General features: G+C 65.1%; 16 protein-coding genes, 4 tRNA genes and 1 pseudogene. 7 read left to right on the top strand and 14 right to left on the bottom strand.

Annotation, left to right across the window (positions count from 1 at the left end; genetic code table 11):
- Window positions 1-141: 141 nt before the first annotated feature.
- On the top strand, window positions 142-1,044 hold the full coding sequence (locus ACIUM1_RS18610) for a LysR substrate-binding domain-containing protein (protein ID WP_406814085.1): 903 nt from the start codon (window positions 142-144) through the stop codon (window positions 1,042-1,044).
- Between the two features lie 46 nt (window positions 1,045-1,090).
- On the opposite strand, the gene ACIUM1_RS18605 is transcribed toward ACIUM1_RS18610, so the two are convergent.
- The 7 genes from ACIUM1_RS18605 to ACIUM1_RS18575 all read right to left on the bottom strand — a co-directional run bounded on the left by ACIUM1_RS18605 (window position 1,091) and on the right by ACIUM1_RS18575 (window position 7,196).
- Complete coding sequence (locus ACIUM1_RS18605) at window positions 1,091-2,128, bottom strand: CaiB/BaiF CoA transferase family protein (protein WP_406814084.1); 1,038 nt, start codon at window positions 2,126-2,128, stop codon at window positions 1,091-1,093.
- Window positions 2,125-3,081 (bottom strand): LLM class F420-dependent oxidoreductase, encoded by a 957-nt coding sequence (locus ACIUM1_RS18600; RefSeq protein WP_406814083.1) that lies wholly within the window; start codon window positions 3,079-3,081, stop codon window positions 2,125-2,127. The genes ACIUM1_RS18605 and ACIUM1_RS18600 overlap by 4 nt, the downstream gene beginning before the upstream one ends.
- Complete coding sequence (locus tag ACIUM1_RS18595; protein ID WP_406814082.1) at window positions 3,066-3,506, bottom strand: cobalamin-dependent protein; 441 nt, start codon at window positions 3,504-3,506, stop codon at window positions 3,066-3,068. The genes ACIUM1_RS18600 and ACIUM1_RS18595 overlap by 16 nt, the downstream gene beginning before the upstream one ends.
- Window positions 3,507-5,084, bottom strand: a complete 1,578-nt coding sequence (locus tag ACIUM1_RS18590; RefSeq protein ID WP_406814081.1) for a methylmalonyl-CoA mutase family protein — start codon at window positions 5,082-5,084, stop codon at window positions 3,507-3,509.
- A gap of 154 nt (window positions 5,085-5,238) precedes the next feature.
- A complete protein-coding gene (locus ACIUM1_RS18585) occupies window positions 5,239-6,051 on the bottom strand; it encodes a class I SAM-dependent methyltransferase (protein ID WP_406814080.1) in 813 nt (270 codons plus the stop codon).
- An 87-nt stretch (window positions 6,052-6,138) separates the two neighbouring features.
- Entirely contained in the window at window positions 6,139-6,813 is a 675-nt protein-coding gene (locus ACIUM1_RS18580) for a M15 family metallopeptidase (protein ID WP_406817740.1), read from the bottom strand.
- A gap of 179 nt (window positions 6,814-6,992) precedes the next feature.
- Window positions 6,993-7,196 carry a cold-shock protein gene (locus tag ACIUM1_RS18575; protein WP_406814079.1) on the bottom strand — a complete coding sequence of 68 codons (204 nt, stop codon included), beginning with the start codon at window positions 7,194-7,196 and terminating at the stop codon, window positions 6,993-6,995.
- Window positions 7,197-7,583: 387 nt separating this feature from the next.
- Between ACIUM1_RS18575 and ACIUM1_RS18570 the strand changes: the two genes are divergently transcribed.
- Window positions 7,584-7,727, top strand: a complete 144-nt coding sequence (locus ACIUM1_RS18570) for a hypothetical protein (RefSeq protein ID WP_406814078.1) — start codon at window positions 7,584-7,586, stop codon at window positions 7,725-7,727.
- A 22-nt stretch (window positions 7,728-7,749) separates the two neighbouring features.
- Here the strand turns inward: ACIUM1_RS18570 and ACIUM1_RS18565 are convergent, their stop codons facing one another.
- Window positions 7,750-7,983 (bottom strand): hypothetical protein, encoded by a 234-nt coding sequence (locus tag ACIUM1_RS18565; protein WP_406814077.1) that lies wholly within the window; start codon window positions 7,981-7,983, stop codon window positions 7,750-7,752.
- Between the two features lie 465 nt (window positions 7,984-8,448).
- Between ACIUM1_RS18565 and ACIUM1_RS18560 the strand changes: the two genes are divergently transcribed.
- The gene (locus tag ACIUM1_RS18560; protein WP_406814076.1) at window positions 8,449-8,898 is read left to right on the top strand and encodes a DUF5994 family protein; all 450 of its coding nucleotides are present in this window, start codon (window positions 8,449-8,451) and stop codon (window positions 8,896-8,898) included.
- 101 nt (window positions 8,899-8,999) lie between these two features.
- On the opposite strand, the gene ACIUM1_RS18555 is transcribed toward ACIUM1_RS18560, so the two are convergent.
- Both ACIUM1_RS18555 and ACIUM1_RS18550 read right to left on the bottom strand, forming a co-directional pair.
- A complete protein-coding gene (locus tag ACIUM1_RS18555; RefSeq protein WP_406814075.1) occupies window positions 9,000-9,740 on the bottom strand; it encodes a glucose 1-dehydrogenase in 741 nt (246 codons plus the stop codon).
- 6 nt (window positions 9,741-9,746) lie between these two features.
- The gene (locus ACIUM1_RS18550; RefSeq protein ID WP_406814074.1) at window positions 9,747-10,271 is read right to left on the bottom strand and encodes a TetR/AcrR family transcriptional regulator; all 525 of its coding nucleotides are present in this window, start codon (window positions 10,269-10,271) and stop codon (window positions 9,747-9,749) included.
- Window positions 10,272-10,317: 46 nt separating this feature from the next.
- Here ACIUM1_RS18550 and ACIUM1_RS18545 point away from each other — a divergent pair, with 46 nt between their 5' ends.
- Window positions 10,318-11,601 (top strand): cytochrome P450, encoded by a 1,284-nt coding sequence (locus ACIUM1_RS18545; RefSeq protein ID WP_406814073.1) that lies wholly within the window; start codon window positions 10,318-10,320, stop codon window positions 11,599-11,601.
- Window positions 11,602-12,035: 434 nt separating this feature from the next.
- Window positions 12,036-13,366: pseudogene (locus ACIUM1_RS18540) on the top strand (TIGR00366 family protein).
- 28 nt (window positions 13,367-13,394) lie between these two features.
- Here the strand turns inward: ACIUM1_RS18540 and ACIUM1_RS18535 are convergent.
- The 3 genes from ACIUM1_RS18535 to ACIUM1_RS18525 form a co-directional block, all read right to left on the bottom strand.
- Window positions 13,395-13,471: transfer RNA gene (locus ACIUM1_RS18535), tRNA-Phe, on the bottom strand.
- 27 nt (window positions 13,472-13,498) lie between these two features.
- Window positions 13,499-13,575: transfer RNA gene (locus ACIUM1_RS18530), tRNA-Asp, on the bottom strand.
- Window positions 13,576-13,604: 29 nt separating this feature from the next.
- Window positions 13,605-13,677: transfer RNA gene (locus tag ACIUM1_RS18525), tRNA-Glu, on the bottom strand.
- Window positions 13,678-13,801: 124 nt separating this feature from the next.
- Between ACIUM1_RS18525 and ACIUM1_RS18520 the strand changes: the two genes are divergently transcribed.
- A tRNA-Lys gene (locus ACIUM1_RS18520) sits at window positions 13,802-13,877 on the top strand.
- Window positions 13,878-13,917: 40 nt separating this feature from the next.
- On the opposite strand, the gene ACIUM1_RS18515 is transcribed toward ACIUM1_RS18520, so the two are convergent.
- Window positions 13,918-14,817, bottom strand: a complete 900-nt coding sequence (locus ACIUM1_RS18515; protein WP_406814072.1) for a class I SAM-dependent methyltransferase — start codon at window positions 14,815-14,817, stop codon at window positions 13,918-13,920.
- A 121-nt stretch (window positions 14,818-14,938) separates the two neighbouring features.
- Here ACIUM1_RS18515 and ACIUM1_RS18510 point away from each other — a divergent pair, with 121 nt between their 5' ends.
- Window positions 14,939-15,436 carry a nucleoside deaminase gene (locus ACIUM1_RS18510; protein ID WP_406814071.1) on the top strand — a complete coding sequence of 166 codons (498 nt, stop codon included), beginning with the start codon at window positions 14,939-14,941 and terminating at the stop codon, window positions 15,434-15,436.
- The last annotated feature ends 11 nt before the right edge of the window (window positions 15,437-15,447 follow it).

Below are 15,447 nucleotides of genomic sequence, written 5' to 3'. Positions count from 1 at the left end.
GGAGGTATGCGATCAAGTCAATGACCGGGTGGAAGCCGTGTCCAAGTCCTGTTTCATATGACGCGATGCGATTCAGGCATCACGGCATGTCAAGCCTATTTCTGGGTCTGCGACGGGTCAGCGCACGATTACACTGAGCGCATGACGGAGTCGGCATCGCCGGTAGTGGATCTGGACCTGCGGCTGGTGGGGTACTTCGTCGTGGTGGCCGAGCACCGACACTTCGGCCGGGCCGCCGCAGTGCTGCGCGTCGCGCAGCCATCGTTGAGCCGCCAGATTCGCCGGCTCGAACAGCAACTCGGCGTCCGCTTGTTCGACCGCACCCCGCAGGGCACCCGGCTCACGGAGGCGGGCGAGGTGTTCCTGCCCCGAGCCAAGGCGCTGCTACGTTCGGCCGCCCAAGCCGCGGCGCAGGCGCGGGCGGCCGCGCAGCCCACCCGCATCACCATCGGCTACACGATGGGAATGATCGTCACGCCCGCGGTGCGAGAGATGCGGCGCGAGCATCCCGAAGCCGATGTCCAAGTCACGCATTTGGATTGGGATCGGGCACTCGATGCGTTGCTCGGCCATCGGGTGGACGCGGTGGTTACCCGCCTACCGTTTCCGACTGAAGGCTTGCACGTGACGATCCTGTACGACGAACCGCGGATGCTGGCGATACCCATCGACCATCGCCTGGCGGGCCGGAAATCGGTCACCCTCGACGACATCGCCGACGAACCCATGCCGCAGGTGCGTCATTCGGACCCGGCGTGGAGTGCCTTCTGGCGCATCGATCCGCGGCCCGATGGGCGTCGAGCACCAGACGGGCCGTTCATCGAAGCGCTCGAGGATAAGTTCGAGCTCATCGCCTCCGGCCAGGCCGTCGCGATCACGGCCGGCGTCCACGGCAACAGCTTACGGCCCGACATCACCACGGTCCCTTTGGAAAACGTAGAGCCCAGTCATGTCGTGCTGGCGACACGGGCCGGGGACCGCGGCCGGCTGGTGACGGCATTCCGGAAGCTCGCCGAGGCTCACCTCACCGGGCCGGCTGCCTGACGCCGATCGTGGCGTCGCTGTCACGCAACGGAACCCGGCAGGCCAGCTACCCGGGCAACCTTGGCGGGGGCCGATACTCGGGCTGATAGCCGGAGACGTGGATCGGGCTTCCCACCAAACGGAATTCACCCGCTGTGACAATCACTTCCGGAGTGGCCTCGAGCGCCTCGGGCAGCGTCCTGACGGCGGCTGCCGGAACTCCGAGCGGGCGCAGTCGTCGTTCCCAGCCGGCGGCGCTGTCGGTGGCCAGCATCGCGGTGACGACCGCCAGCACTTCGTCGCAGCGGGCGACTCGCTCGGCCATCGTTTCAAAGCCTCCGATTCCCGCTTCGGCGGCGAATGACTTCCAGAATCCGTCGTGCGTGATGAACAGCGCCAGATATCCGTCGGCGGTCGGAAAGAGCTGAGCCGGAACATAATAGGAGTGGGCGCCGTAGGGGCGCCGCTGCGGCTCGATGCCACTGTTGAGATAGGCCGACGCATGGTAGTTCAGCTGGGAGAGCATGACGTCGCGCAGCGACACATCCACCTGGCCGCCGGTGCCGGAGATGATCTTCGCCAATAGCCCCAGCGCAGCGGTCATTCCGGTGGAGTTGTCGGCCGAGGAGTAGCCGGGCAGCGTCGGCGGCCCGTCCGGGTCACCGGTCAAGGCAGCGGTGCCGACGCCCGCCTGCACCACGTAGTCGAACGCCGGGTCGTCGCCGCCGTAGAGTCCGAATCCGGTGATCGCCACGCAGACGATCCGCTCGTTGTGCCGGCGCAACTCGTCGTAGGTCAGGCCCAGCCGGCGGATCGCCGACGGCTTCAGGTTCACCAGCAGAGCGTGCGATTCGGCGACCAGCTCACCCAACCGCTGTTGTCCCGCATCGGAATTCAGCTCCAGGGTGATGCTGGCTTTGTTGCGGTTGAGGCTGGCGAAGTAGGTGGCACCGACGGTGCGGGAGATCTCGCCACCGGCCGGTTCGATCTTGGTGACCTCGGCGCCGAGATCGGCGAGCAGCATGGTCGCATACGGACCGGCCAGCATGGTGCCCACCTCGAGGATGCGTATCCCGGCCAGCGGCCCGGTGTTGCTTGCGGTCAACGCAATTCCGCGGCGAGTGAGGAGATCATTTCTCGGGTTCGGCGCTTGGAGGCGATCAGTTCGTCGCGGTTGTCGCCGATCGGCAGCAGCCGCACCGACAGATCCGTCACACCGGCGTCGGCGAAGGAGCGGAATCGCGACAGAATCTGTTCCGAGTCGCCGGCCGCGCACAGGTCGCCGACGTCACGGGCATCGCCGCGCTCGAGCAGGCGCTGGTAGTTCGGCGACACTTCGGCCTCGCCCAGGATGCGGTTGGCGCGCTCCTTGGCCTCGTCGACCTGCCCAGGCGCACACAGGCATACCGGGATTCCCGCGACGATCCGCGGTGCGGGTCGTCCGGCGTCCGCAGCGGCCTTGGTGATCTTCGGCGCGATGTGGTCCCCGATCGCGCGCTCGTCGGCCATCCACAGCACGGTGCCGTCGGCGAGTTCACCGGCGATCTGCAGCATCACCGGCCCCAGTGCGGCGACGAGCACCGGCATCGGAGTATCGGCCCCGATCGCCAACGGATTGTGCACCGTGAACGAATCGTTCTCGACGTCAACCGATCCCGGCCCGGCGATGGCGGCATTGAGCACCTGCAGGTAGTCGCGGGTGTAGGCGGCCGGCTTCTCGTACGGCAAGCCGAGCATGTCCCGGATGATCCAGTGGTGCGACGGCCCGACACCCAGCGCCAGCCGTCCGGCGGCCACCGCGTGCGTCGAGAGGGCCTGGCGGGCAAGGGCAATGGGGTGCTGGGCCTGCAGCGGCACCACGGCGGTGCCCAGCTCGATGCGCGAGCTGTGGGCGGCCATCAGCGACACCATGGTCAGGCAGTCGAAGTCGTTGGGCACCTGCGGCATCCATGCGGTGTCCAGGCCCGCGGATTCGGCCCATTCGATATCGGAGGCCAGCTTGTCCACCTTGCGGGCCATGTCACCACGCTCGGCGCCGATCATTACTCCGACGCGCATGGTTCCTCCGTGACGGGTACCTTCGGTCCGATGTCAGCCGTGCCGGTCAGTGCGCGGATGTCGCGCACCAGGTCCTCCAGCGGTGTCCCGGTGGGGAATACCGCTGCGGCGCCGGCGGAGAGCAGCTTGGGCACATCGGCAGCCGGGATGGTGCCCCCGACGACGACGGCGATGTCGGCGGCATCGGCGGCGCGCAGCGCCTCCACGGTGCGCGCGGTGAGGGCCAGATGCGCACCCGACAGGATGCTCAACCCCACCACCGCCACGTCCTCTTGGACGGCGATCGAGGCAATGTCCTCGATGCGCTGGCGGATGCCGGTATAGATGACCTCGAACCCGGCGTCACGCAGGGTGCGGGCGACGATCTTGGCGCCGCGATCGTGCCCGTCCAGGCCGGGCTTGGCGACGAGGACGCGCACGGCCATCTAGAACACCACCGGTTGCTGGAATTCGCCCCACACCGCCTTGAGCGCGGAAACCATTTCCCCGACCGTGCAGTAGGCGTTGGCGCAGTCGATCAGCTTGTGCATCAGATTGTCGTCTCCCTCGGCTGACTTCGACAGCGCAGCCAACGTGGATTTTACTGCGGCCGAATCTCTTTCGGTCTTGATCTTGGACAGCCGCTTGAGTTGCAGATCGCGTCCCTCGGCGTCGAGTTCGTAAGTGTCGACATCGTGTGCCGGCTCCTCCGTCACGAAGCGGTTGACCCCGACGACGGGCCGGGTGCCGGCTTCGACCTCCTGATGCAGGTTGAAGGCCTCGTCGGCGATCAGGCCCTGCAGGTAGCCGTCCTCGATGGCCTGCACCATTCCGCCATGCCGCTCGAGGTCGGACATGATGTCGATGATGCGTTCCTCGGTCGCATCGGTCAGCGCCTCCACGAAGTACGAGCCGCCCAGCGGGTCGGCGACGCTGGCCACCCCGGTCTCGTGCGCCAGGATCTGCTGGGTGCGCAGCGCCAGCGTGGTGGTCTCCTCGGTGGGCAGCGCGAACGGTTCGTCCCAGGCCGCCGTGAACATCGACTGCACACCGCCCAGCACCGCGGCCATCGCCTCGTAGGCCACCCGGACGATGTTGTTGTGGGCCTGCGGCGCGTACAGCGACGCGCCACCGCAGACGCAGCCGAAGCGGAACATTGCCGCCTTCGCCGTTTTCGCCCCGTAGCGCTCCCGCACGATGGTCGCCCAACGCCGGCGTCCCGCACGGTATTTGGCGATCTCCTCGAAGAAGTCGCCGTGGGTGTAGAAGAAGAACGAGATCTGCGGTGCGAACTGGTCGATCGTCATGCGGCCGCGCTCCACCACGGTGTCGCAATACGTCACGCCGTCGGCCAGGGTGAACGCCATCTCCTGCACCGCGTTGGCTCCGGCATCGCGGAAGTGCGCTCCGGCCACCGAAATCGCGTTGAACCGGGGAACCTCGGCCGCACAGAACTCGATGGTGTCGGCGATCAGTCGCAACGAGGGCTCCGGCGGCCAGATCCAGGTACCGCGCGAGGCGTACTCCTTGAGGATGTCGTTCTGGATGGTCCCGGTGAGCTTGGCCCGCGGGATGCCCTTCTTCTCGGCGGCGGCGACGTAGAACGCGAGCAGGATCGCCGCCGTGCCGTTGATCGTCATGCTCGTGCTGAGTTTGTCCAACGGGATGCCGTCGAACAGGATCTCGAAGTCGGCCAGGGTGTCCACCGCAACGCCGACCCGGCCGACCTCCTCGCCGAATTCGGGGTCGTCGGAGTCGTAACCGCATTGGGTGGGCAGGTCGAGCGCCACCGACAACCCGGTCCCGCCTTGCTCCAGCAGGTAGCGGTAACGGCGGTTGGATTCCTCGGCGGTGCCGAATCCCGAGTACTGGCGGAAGGTCCAGAGCTTGCCGCGATACCCGGACGCGAAGTTTCCCCGGGTGAAGGGGAACTCCCCCGGCGGCGGAGGCTCCGCGCCTACGTCCGCCGGGCCGTATACGGGCTGCAGCGGGATACCAGACGGAGTGTGGGCCGTATTATCCATCGGTGAATAACGTACTTGCAAAAAAAGAGAATGCCAATACCGCACATTGACCAGGTAAAAGAACACTTAGCGGCCAGCGGTTCGCCTGCCGAGGACCTGTCCCGCTACGGCGGCGGCGACCAACCGATTCCGGACCTGTTTTTGGATTGAGGGATTAAGCGCGGCAGATGACCTCGCCGTGCGGGATGGCGATCCAGCCGTCCGGGGTTTCGGCCCATTCCAGCCAGGCGGAAGAGATCTCGTCGAGCTGCGCGGTGGTCGCCAGCTCGAGATTCACCAGGTCGCGGGCGATCGCGGAGTGCAGGATCCGGTCGGCCCACATCCCGCCCCACCAGTCGCGGGCCGCGGGCGTGGCGTAGCACCACAGGCTGCCCGTGGGCGCGATGTCGTCGAATCCCGCCTGCTGCGCCCACGACAGCAGTCGCCGGCCGGCATCCGGCTCGCCGCGATTGGCGCGCGCGACGCGGTGGTAGAGGTCTCGCCACAGGTCGAGCGCCGGTAGCTCGGGATACCAGATGAATCCCGAGTAGTCGGCGTCGCGGGCCGCCACGATGCCGCCCGGCGCGCACACCCGCCGCATCTCCCGCAGAGCGGCAACAGGATCGGCGACGTGCTGTAACACCTGATGCGCGTGGACGACGTCGAACATGCGGTCGGGAAAGTCGAGGTTGTGCACGTCGGCGGTCGCGAACGAGACGTTGGACAGTTTCCGTCGCTCGACTTCAGCGCGGGCAACATCGAGCACCTCGGCGACCTGGTCGACCGCGGTGACCGATCCGGGCGCGACGACGGCGGCCAGGTCTGCGGTGATGGTGCCGGGTCCGCATCCGACGTCGAGCACGGAGAGCCCCGGCTGCAGGTAGGGCAGCAGATATGCCGCGGAGTCCGCGGCGGTGCGGCGCTGATGAGAGCGCAACACCGACTCGTGGTGTCCGTGCGTGTAGGTCGCTCGATGGTTGTCGTTCACTGAGGCTCCTTGCCTGCCGTGTCTCGTCTGGCAGACTACGCCCCGCGATCACATTATGAAATTTTTATCTCATATTATGAGACATCACTAGTCGACGGGCACGTTGAGAATCGGTTGGTCGATTCCGGCTCCCGGGCCGTCGAAATGCCACCACTCCCCCGAATACACCTTCAACCCGCCATAGTTCATGGCGTCCCGCAGCGCGGCTCGGTTCGCCACCGCGTCGGGGCTGATGCCCTCGGTGTTGAAAGCCGTTGCCCGAGTAGTGAAGTCATCGAAGTCGGTGCCCATGTCGGCCAGGCACAGGCCGCTCGCGTGCAGCCCGGACGAGCACGGCTGCTGCGTCGTTGTGAAGGTCACGTCGACCGAGCGCCCCGACTCGTGGCTGTGCGCATACGGGCCCGGGCGTGCCACCCACGCAGGGTTGGGGACCAGGTTGAACATCTTGACCTGCACGTCGTGGGGCCGATAGCAGTCCCAGAACACCAGCAGGTGGCCCTGCGGGCGCAACGCGCCGGCGGCGGCGGCCAGGCCGGGCGCCATCGACTGGTGCACAAGGCATCTGGCGTCGGACGGATACAGCTGAGTGTGGGTGAAGTTGTTCGTCGTCGCGTACCGCAGGTCCAGTATCGCGTCGGGAACCACAGTCCGGATGTCCACGAACCCGGCCGCTCGCGCGGCGTCGCTGACCGGCGGTACGTCGGGGTCGGCGTGCGCGGTGACAGCCCAGCGCACCGAGACGAGCACCACCGCGACGGCCAACCGCGACACCCAAGCGAGACGCACGCCTCCATCATCCCGGTGGTCGGCGGCTATCGGGTCAATTTCCCGGTGATGTGTCGCCTGCGGAAGAAACCTTTGCTCGCGGTGGTGTGGGTCCGAAACACCAATGGGCTGGTGCGAAGCAACCGCACCAGCCCACCGTGACGTATGTGAGTTTCTTAGACGGCAGTGACTCCTACTGCCTGGGGTCCTTTGGCTCCTTGCTCAACCTCGAACTGAACACGCTGGTTTTCGTCGAGCGAGCGATAGCCGCTTCCCTGGATCTCGGAGTAGTGGACGAAGAGGTCCTTCGCGCCGTCGTCAGGGGTGATGAAGCCGAAGCCCTTTTCACCGTTGAACCATTTCACAGTTCCCTGTGCCATTTACTTACTTCTCTCATTCGAATGCGGGTGTACCAAACACACCCATGCGGGTTGAGAGTAGCACGAAGCCGACCGGATTTTGAAACCTGTTGTGGCGCTGCGTGCTCCGCGTTGCAAGCTGCACGTACGGTGGTCACGACCGTGGCCGGCGCAACCCCAGCGACCCGGCTGAGCAGCAGTCGGTATGTTCGGCACAGATGCAGCACAGGACGCCACCTCACCGCCTACGACTTGCATGGCGTTGGGGACCTGTACAGTGAAGATGAACCGCGTTCTAGCGGTCATCGCCAATCGCGAACGAAATTACGAATGAGATCGCCGTGCGATTCGCTCGTCGCCCCGACGCCAGCGCCTATCGGCCGAACTCTTCATTCGGAAGGACAGCCCATGGACCAGTCGAACCTGTTTTCCCACCCCGAAGCGCCTAAATACGTCGCTTCGGGCGAAACCTCCGCGAAACCGGTCGAGAACCCCACGTTTTCGGATCGGCCCGACCCCGACGCTCAAGGTTCTGCAACACAACGTTCCTGATCGGCGTTCGAGTTCTCGGACGTCACGATGCTTTGGCGTACCTGCGAACCAATTCGTCTTCTCCGAATGTGCTGGTGCGCTGCTGGCCATTGCCGTCCCGGCTGAAAAAAGTCCACTGCCGCGGACCGCTCTGCGGACCACTGATCATCTTGACCGTCAGACGCAATTCGGTGGGATGCCGCGTGCCGATGACGTCACCCACCCGGACCTGCGACGGATGGATCTCGGCCGCGTCGCACCAGTTCTCTATTGCCATGTAATCCGTTCTCGCGGTTGCCACCACCCTACCCGTAGTCGCGCTGCACAAGACAGACGCCGAGCGTTGGCGCCGCATCCCCTGCACCGCAAGGGATTTGCGGCGGCACCCATGGCAAGCCTCATCTGGCGGTGCGCGATTCCTCCGGCGCGGTCAGGCAACCCGTACCGGGCTTAGGCTCTGTCGCCGGCCACCCCACCACTCGAGTGGATCGCTGGAGGCGTAGCGTCGAAAGCGAGCCGTTCGTTGTCAGGGTGGTCGTGCGCTGTCGGCGCGGACGACACCACCGGCAATAGGATTCCTCCGTCTATCCCACGTCCGTGGGCCGACGACGCTGAGCGCGAAGGAACCTGCCATGGGTTATGCAGCCCCGGCTATCCCCCAACACCGGAAAACTCCGACGGCTTCTGCGGAAGACCGCGCCACCGTGATCAGGTGCGCCAACTGCGAGCTGCGGTACCCCCGATGAGCTATGCGGTCAGGACCCGACGCCAAGCGACTCCCATCCGGCTATCGGTGGCCCGCGAGCTCGGCCGCGATATCGACGGCGCCTGGTGGCCGCGCGCAGACCGCATCACCAACGAAATGCCCGAGCTTGTTGCGGTCCTGACTCCGTTACTCGGAGACGTCGCCTCCATCAACGTGAATTGGTCATCGCTGCAACGACCACCCGACCTCAACTGGCCGGGCTGGGAAGGCAAACGTCAGCACATCATCACCGTCACCGGCGCGCACGCTTGCGCTAACCTGCTGATCGTCTCGTACGCGACACACAGCGCGTTGGCACTGATGGTGCTGCGCCGCGCCGCAAACCTGCCCATTGATGTTGCTGACCGCGCCAAACCCGCGTTCATAGTCGCGGACTCGATCCTGCGCGCCGCACAACAACAATGCGGACGTCCTTCCGGTCTCTAGCCGGTCGTGAGGCACGGCAGTCATCGCGACGGACGTCAGGCCCCGCATTACCAGGAAAGTGAAAGGCCTTGCGGCACAGGGCCAATCCGGTTGCGGGTAGTTTAAATTTTCACGGGTACATAACTGGTCAGTCCGCCGTCGACGACGAACTCCGCTCCGGTGGCGTACGCCGACTCGTCGCTGACCAGGAGCACGACAAAGGTGGAGACCTCGGCGGGTGCGGCGCCTCGGCGCAGCGGAATGGGTCGCATGAAGTCGTCGGTAACACCCTCGCTCAGCGGTGTAAGCACCAGTCCGGGGTGAATGGAGTTGACCCGGATGTTGTACCGGGCAAGCTCGACTGCGGCCGATTTGGTGATGCCGCGCAAGCCGAACTTGGCGGCCACGTAGCTATGCAGGTGTGCGCTGCCGGCCAGTCCCTCCACAGACGAGATGTTGACGATCGATCCTCCGCCGCCGGCGATCATCGGTTCGACCGCGGCCCGCATGCCGAGATAGGCTCCGGTCAGGTTGACGTCGAGGACCCGTTGCCAATCGGACACCGAGGAACCGCGCAGCGGTCCCACTTTGACGATCCCAGCGTTGTTGACCAGCGCGTCGAGGCGACCGAATGTGTTCAGCGCGGCATCGATCGCCCTCTGCCACCCGTCCGGATCCGTAACATCGAGAGCCTCGAAACGGGCTGATTCACCTAACTTTTCAGCAACTGCACGGCCGTCCTCCTCAAGGACATCGCCGATCACCACCTGCGCACCCTCGGATACCAGCGTCTGCGCATGCACGGCACCCATGCCGCGCGCGCCGCCGGTGACCAGTACAACCTTCCCGTCGACTCGTCCCATGGCCGGCTACCGTACGCCCGCCACGAGTCGAAGTTGGTCAAGCAACCGGCCCTGGTCGTAGCCGGGAACTAGATAGTGACAAATGGATAGCCGTACCAGCGCCATCGCCACCGCTTCCGGGTCCGAGACCTGCCCTTCCAGCGCCGGCGCGACCAGGGCGACCAGCTCGGGCATCGCCCTGCTCATCTGATCGAGCACCAGGTTCGGTTCGATCTCAACGAGGCCGCGCATCTGGTACGAGCCGTAGAAGCCGACCAGGAACTGCAGCAGCGCGTCAACCCTGCCGCGGCCGGTCCGCCCGTCGGTTGAGCGTGCCAATTCCTCACCCAGTAAACGCAATTCGAACCCACTGAAGGCGGCCAGCAGGTCGTCTTTGGACGAGAAGGACTTGTACAAGGTGGGGCGCGAAATCCCCGCCTCGGCCGCCACATCAGTGAGGCTCAGCTTGCCGTAGCCATGGCGGCAGAGCACCTTAAAAGCGGCCTGCAGGATCCGTTCGCGCATCGGGTCGTCCGCGACAACGTCGTCCATAGTTTACAGACTTTACAGTATTTGTAAGCGATGTTAGCGTCGCCGGATGACGGACTTCGCCGAGGTTGACTTCTTCAGCGATCCCGGGCTGGTCGCCGATCCCTACCCGTACTACGAATATCTGCGTGATCAGTGTCCGGTTGCCCACCTACGGCGCGGCAGGATGGTCGCGGTCACCGGATACGACGAGCTGACTCAGGTATATCGCGACAGCGCGACCTTCTCAGCGGTGAATTCCTCCCTGGGCCCCTTTCCGCTGCCGTTCGACGTCACCGACGACGATATTTCGGAACAGATCGACGTCCACCGTGACCAGTTCCCGATGAGCGAGCACCTCGTCTCATTCGACCCGCCGCGACATAGTGAGCACCGCGCACTGCTCAACGGACTGTTCACTCCCAAGCGGCTCAAGGAGAATGAGGAGTTCATGTGGTGTCTCGCCGATCAACTGATCGACGAGTTCATCGCCGACGAACATTGCGAATTCGCCTCCGCCTATGCTCAGCCCTTCCCGCTGCTGGTGATCGCGAACCTGCTCGGCGTGCCCGAGGCAGACCATTCGATGTTCCGCGAACTGTTGGCCGGACAGGGGCCCGCCGAGGATCCGTCGTGGGCCCAGCGTCACGATGACGGTTCGGTTAACATGAATCCCCTTGCCTATCTGGACAAGTGGTTCAGCACCTACATCAGCGACCGGCGTGATCAGCCCGCGCAGGACATCCTGACCGAGATGGCTACCCAGCGGTTTGCCGATGGCACGCTGCCCGAGGTGGTGGACCTGGTGCGGATCGCGACGTTCTTGTTCATCGCCGGCCACGAGACGACGGCCCGGCTGTTGTCCAGCACGCTGCGTGTCCTGGCCGAGGATCCGGAATTGCAGGACACGTTGCGCCGCAACCGAGATCGCATCCCCAATTTCGTCGAGGAGATGCTAAGGCTGGAAAGCCCGATCAAAAGCGATTTCCGGTTGACCCGAGTTGCTACGACGCTCGGCGGCGTGGAATTGCCTGCCGGCACAACGGTGATGCTGCTGCTCGGCGCCGCCAATCGGGATCCGCGGCACTTCGAGTGTCCGGCCGAACTGCGGGTGGAACGGCCGAACGCACGCCAGAATGTGGCGTTCGCCCGCGGAGCACATAGTTGCCCCGGGGGCCCGCTGGCCCGCATTGAGGGCCGGGTGTCGATCGAGCGGATCTTGGACAGGCTCAAGGACATTCGGCTCGATGCAGCACAGCACGGGCCGCCGGGAAATCGTCGTTTCGAATACGTGCCGCTTTACATCCTGCGCGGGCTGGAAGCACTACACATCGAGTTCACCGCAACGCCGTAATCAGCGACGGTGGTCGATCTGGCCGCGACTAGCGTAGATCGCAGCGGTAATCGATACTGGGCGAGCCGTCGATGACGCAGAGATTGCAAAGGAAGCGGCCCTCGGCAAGGTCCACTAGGATCAGCCAGGCGCGCGGTGTGACGCGAGCCGATCACACAACCAAAGGGGTCGATCTACTAACTGTGGCCGCTGGGCGATGGCGGTGGACGCGCTTCGAACGCGAACCCCTAGGGCGTTAGAGATCCCGCCGAATCCGCAGTGGTAGCGATCAGAGGACGCGAAGCAGGTCGATGACGACGAGCGAAGAACCCAAGGCCGCCACTGAGGCCCCCGAGCCCGAACGGCCAGGCGCGTCAGAAGAAGAACGTAAACCCGGGCACCGCGGCATCATCCAGGCTTTCACCGCGCTGTGTGTCCGGTATGTCGAACGGCTGATGCCCGACCCCTACCTGTTCGCGGTCATCCTCACCGTCATCGTCGCCGCGCTGGTGGCCACGCTGGTGAAGGGCGCCTCGGCGAGCGGGATGCTCAAGGCGTGGTACGGGGGCTTGTGGGGATCACAGAACATCTTCACTTTCGCCTTCCAGATGGTATTGATCCTGGTGACCGGTTACACGCTCGCCGAGGCGCGGTCCTGAAGCGGGCCATCGTCTACATCGCGGGCAAGCCGCGAAACCAGGTGCAGGGAGCCCTGCTGTGTTTTGGCGTCAGCGCCGCACTGTCCCTGCTGAATTGGGGACTCGGGCTGGTCGCGGGTGCGCTGATCGCCCGCCAGGTCGCGAAGCGGTTCACCGACACCCATTTCGGCTACCTCATCGCGGCGGCGTTCATGGGGTTCATCGTGTGGACGCAGGGACTGTCGTCGTCGATCGCCCTGGCGAACACGGACGACGGCAGCCCAATCAACGTGATCCACAAGATGACTGGCGCCACGGTGCCGCTCAAGCTGACGATCTTCGAGCCCTACAGCTGGCTGTCGGTGATCGTCGTGCTGGTGTTGCTCGCGCTTGCCATCTGGCGCATGCAGCCAACGCAGAGCCTCATGCCCGATCCGGCGGTGTTCGAGGACGAGGACCCGTCCGAGGCCAAGGCCGACGGCAACCGATCGTTCGCCGAATGGCTGGAAAACCAGTGGATTCTCAATGTCCTCGTGTTCGCCGCCGGCATCGGCTACTTCTGCCTCAGCGGCTTTGCGCTGAACATCTCGTCGATGATCATGTTGTTCACGATCACCAGTGCGCTGCTGCACCGTACGCCGATCCGGTTCATCCGGGCATTCACCGGCGCCGCGAAGGTTTCTGGCCCGCTGCTGCTGCAGTACCCGCTCTACGGTGGCCTGGTCGCTCTGCTCGGCTACGCGCCCTCGCACGCAGGCGGCAAGGCCGTGCCCCTGCAGACGCTGCTGGCCCATGGGCTGGTGAGCGGCGCGACGCAGTACACGCTGCCGTTCCTGACCTTCATCGGCTCGTTGATCATCAGCTTGTTCGTGCCGTCCGGCGGCGGCCACTGGGCCGTGCAGGGCCCGATCGCGGTCGACTCGGCGCGCGCGGTCGGCCAGACCTCGCCGGCCTACCTCGGGTTGATGTCCATGGCGGTCGCCGTCGGCGAAGGGGTCGCGAACATGATTCAGCCGTTCTGGCTGCTGCCCCTACTCGCTATCGCGAAACTCAATGTCCGTCAGGTGATGGGCTTCACGATCGTCGCGTTCCTGATCGGGCTGGTGGTGTTGGGTGCCACCACTCTGATTGCGCCTTACCTGGTTTGACGCCGCTGCGCCGAGAACTGACAGATCTTGGTGGCCAGGGGCGGGATCGAACCGCCGACCTTCCGCTTTTCAGGCGGACGCTCGTACCGACTGAGCTACCTGGCCGGAAGGCAGCGAGTGCCTCGCCGCGCTTGGCGACCCTGACGGGACTCGAACCCGCGACCTCCGCCGTGACAGGGCGGCGCGCTAACCAACTGCGCCACAGGGCCTTGCTGCTGCTCCGCGTCACCGCGTCGCGTACCCCCAACGGGATTCGAACCCGTGCTACCGCCGTGAAAGGGCGGCGTCCTAGGCCACTAGACGATGGGGGCCAGAACCGAATCACTCCGGGGTACTCGCAACGTGGTTTCGTTGGGAGCCAAGTCAGCTTAGGTCACGGTGTGCCCAATCCTCAAACGAGCCTCGTTTTCGGTCCAAGTATCCTGAATCTCCGCGGCCCCTATAGCTCAGTTGGTAGAGCTACGGACTTTTAATCCGCAGGTCCTAGGTTCGAGTCCTAGTGGGGGCACCACAACGCGCACGGCCTTGGCTGTGCACGCCGGAACGACGGCTCATCGCCCGAGCACCGCGCTGCTGTAGGTGATATCGGCGAAGGCCGCCGCGACGTCGTCGTCGGCGTAGGCGAACCCATTGGCCGCATACAGCTGCGCAATGGTCTGGGAGCTGGTCTGCCAGCCGCGCTGGCTCAGGTGATCGACGATGTGGCTGCGTCGGCCGTGGTAGACGAGATCGTTGAAGTCGATCTCGAACCCGAGTTCGCTCATCCGGTCGTGGTGGGCGCGCCACCGGGGGTCGGTGAAAACGGCAGTGTCAGGCACGAATTCAAAGGCGAGGCGGCTGCCGGGGGCACTCAGCGTCGTGATGTTGTCGAACAGCGCGTCCTGTGCTTCGTCGGGCAGGTAGACCAGCAGACCCTCGGCGCTCCATGCCGAGGGGGCCTGCGGATCGAATCCGGCCGCCCGCAGCGCCGACGCCCAATCCTCCCGCAGATCGATGGCGACGGTGCGCCGCTCGGCGGTCGGCTCGGCTCCCAGGTCGCGCAGCGTCAGGGTCTTGAATTCGATCACCTCCGGCATGTCGACCTCGTAGACGACCGTGCCCGCCGGCCAGGGCAGCCGGTAGGCGCGGGAATCGAGGCCCGACGCGAGGATCACCGCCTGGCCGATGCCGCCGCGGGTCGCATCCAGGAAGAATTGGTCGTAGAACCGGGTTCGGCAGGCCATCCCCTGCGCCATCCGCTGCGGATCGAACTCGGTGTTTCCGCCGGCCGCGATCTCGCCGTTCACCAGCCGGACGTAGACGTCGATCCCGACCGCACGCACCAGTGGCGCGGCGTACGGGTCGTCGATCAACTTCGCGTCCGACGACAGTGCCCGCTGCGCGGCAACCATCGTCGCCGTCGCCCCGACACTCGTCGCCAGGTTCCAACGATCACGTTCGGCGCGTGCCATGGTGCCCCCTTAACCGGGTCCAGAAAAAACATAGACAATCTAGTTAGTAGCACAGGGTCGCGTACCGGCCGGCGAGACTACCCTCCGAGCTATCTACTCCCGTTCTACGTCCGGAGGACCCGTGACCGATTTCGCCCAGCGGACGATCGACCTGGCCCGCCGAAACGTGACGGAGGGTGGCCGCCCGTTCGCGACGGTGATCGTCCAGGACGGGGTGGTGCTGGCCGAGAGCGCCAACAAGGTGGCCCAGACCAACGACCCCACCGCCCACGCGGAAATCCTGGCGATCCGCGAGGGCTGCAGGAAGCTGGGCACCGAGCATCTCGTCGACGCCACCATCTATGTGCTGGCCCATCCATGCCCGATGTGCCTGGGCTCGCTGTACTACTGCTCACCCAAGGAAGTCGTGTTCCTGACCACCCGGGACGCCTACGGGCAGTACTACGTCGATGACCGCAAGTACTTCGAGTTGTCCACGTTCTACGACGAATTCGCGAAGGAATGGGACCAGCGTCGCCTGCCGATGCGTTACCAGCCCAGAGATGACGCCGTGGAGGTCTACCGGCTCTGGAACGAGCGCAACGGCGGCCCCCGGTCGACGGTCGTCCCGTCGGCCTGAATCGCGCCCTT

It is taken from the genome of Mycobacterium sp. M23085, from assembly GCF_045343915.1.
Classification (GTDB): domain Bacteria; phylum Actinomycetota; class Actinomycetes; order Mycobacteriales; family Mycobacteriaceae; genus Mycobacterium.
The sequence above is the reverse complement of the archived record's forward strand: the minus strand, read 5'-3'. Positions and strand labels throughout refer to the sequence as shown.

What these genes read in the sequence shown, in the direction of transcription:
- ACIUM1_RS18555 (WP_406814075.1), bottom strand. Translation starts at nt 9,740, where the DNA reads ATGGGACGAGTCGACGGGAAGGTTGTACTGGTCACCGGCGGCGCGCGC.
- ACIUM1_RS18550 (WP_406814074.1), bottom strand. Translation starts at nt 10,271, where the DNA reads ATGGACGACGTTGTCGCGGACGACCCGATGCGCGAACGGATCCTGCAG.
- ACIUM1_RS18545 (WP_406814073.1), top strand. Translation starts at nt 10,318, where the DNA reads ATGACGGACTTCGCCGAGGTTGACTTCTTCAGCGATCCCGGGCTGGTC.
- ACIUM1_RS18570 (WP_406814078.1), top strand. Translation starts at nt 7,584, where the DNA reads ATGGACCAGTCGAACCTGTTTTCCCACCCCGAAGCGCCTAAATACGTC.
- ACIUM1_RS18565 (WP_406814077.1), bottom strand. Translation starts at nt 7,983, where the DNA reads ATGGCAATAGAGAACTGGTGCGACGCGGCCGAGATCCATCCGTCGCAG.
- ACIUM1_RS18595 (WP_406814082.1), bottom strand. Translation starts at nt 3,506, where the DNA reads ATGGCCGTGCGCGTCCTCGTCGCCAAGCCCGGCCTGGACGGGCACGAT.
- ACIUM1_RS18515 (WP_406814072.1), bottom strand. Translation starts at nt 14,817, where the DNA reads ATGGCACGCGCCGAACGTGATCGTTGGAACCTGGCGACGAGTGTCGGG.
- ACIUM1_RS18590 (WP_406814081.1), bottom strand. Translation starts at nt 5,084, where the DNA reads ATGGATAATACGGCCCACACTCCGTCTGGTATCCCGCTGCAGCCCGTA.
- ACIUM1_RS18600 (WP_406814083.1), bottom strand. Translation starts at nt 3,081, where the DNA reads ATGCGCGTCGGAGTAATGATCGGCGCCGAGCGTGGTGACATGGCCCGC.
- ACIUM1_RS18560 (WP_406814076.1), top strand. Translation starts at nt 8,449, where the DNA reads ATGAGCTATGCGGTCAGGACCCGACGCCAAGCGACTCCCATCCGGCTA.
- ACIUM1_RS18610 (WP_406814085.1), top strand. Translation starts at nt 142, where the DNA reads ATGACGGAGTCGGCATCGCCGGTAGTGGATCTGGACCTGCGGCTGGTG.
- ACIUM1_RS18575 (WP_406814079.1), bottom strand. Translation starts at nt 7,196, where the DNA reads ATGGCACAGGGAACTGTGAAATGGTTCAACGGTGAAAAGGGCTTCGGC.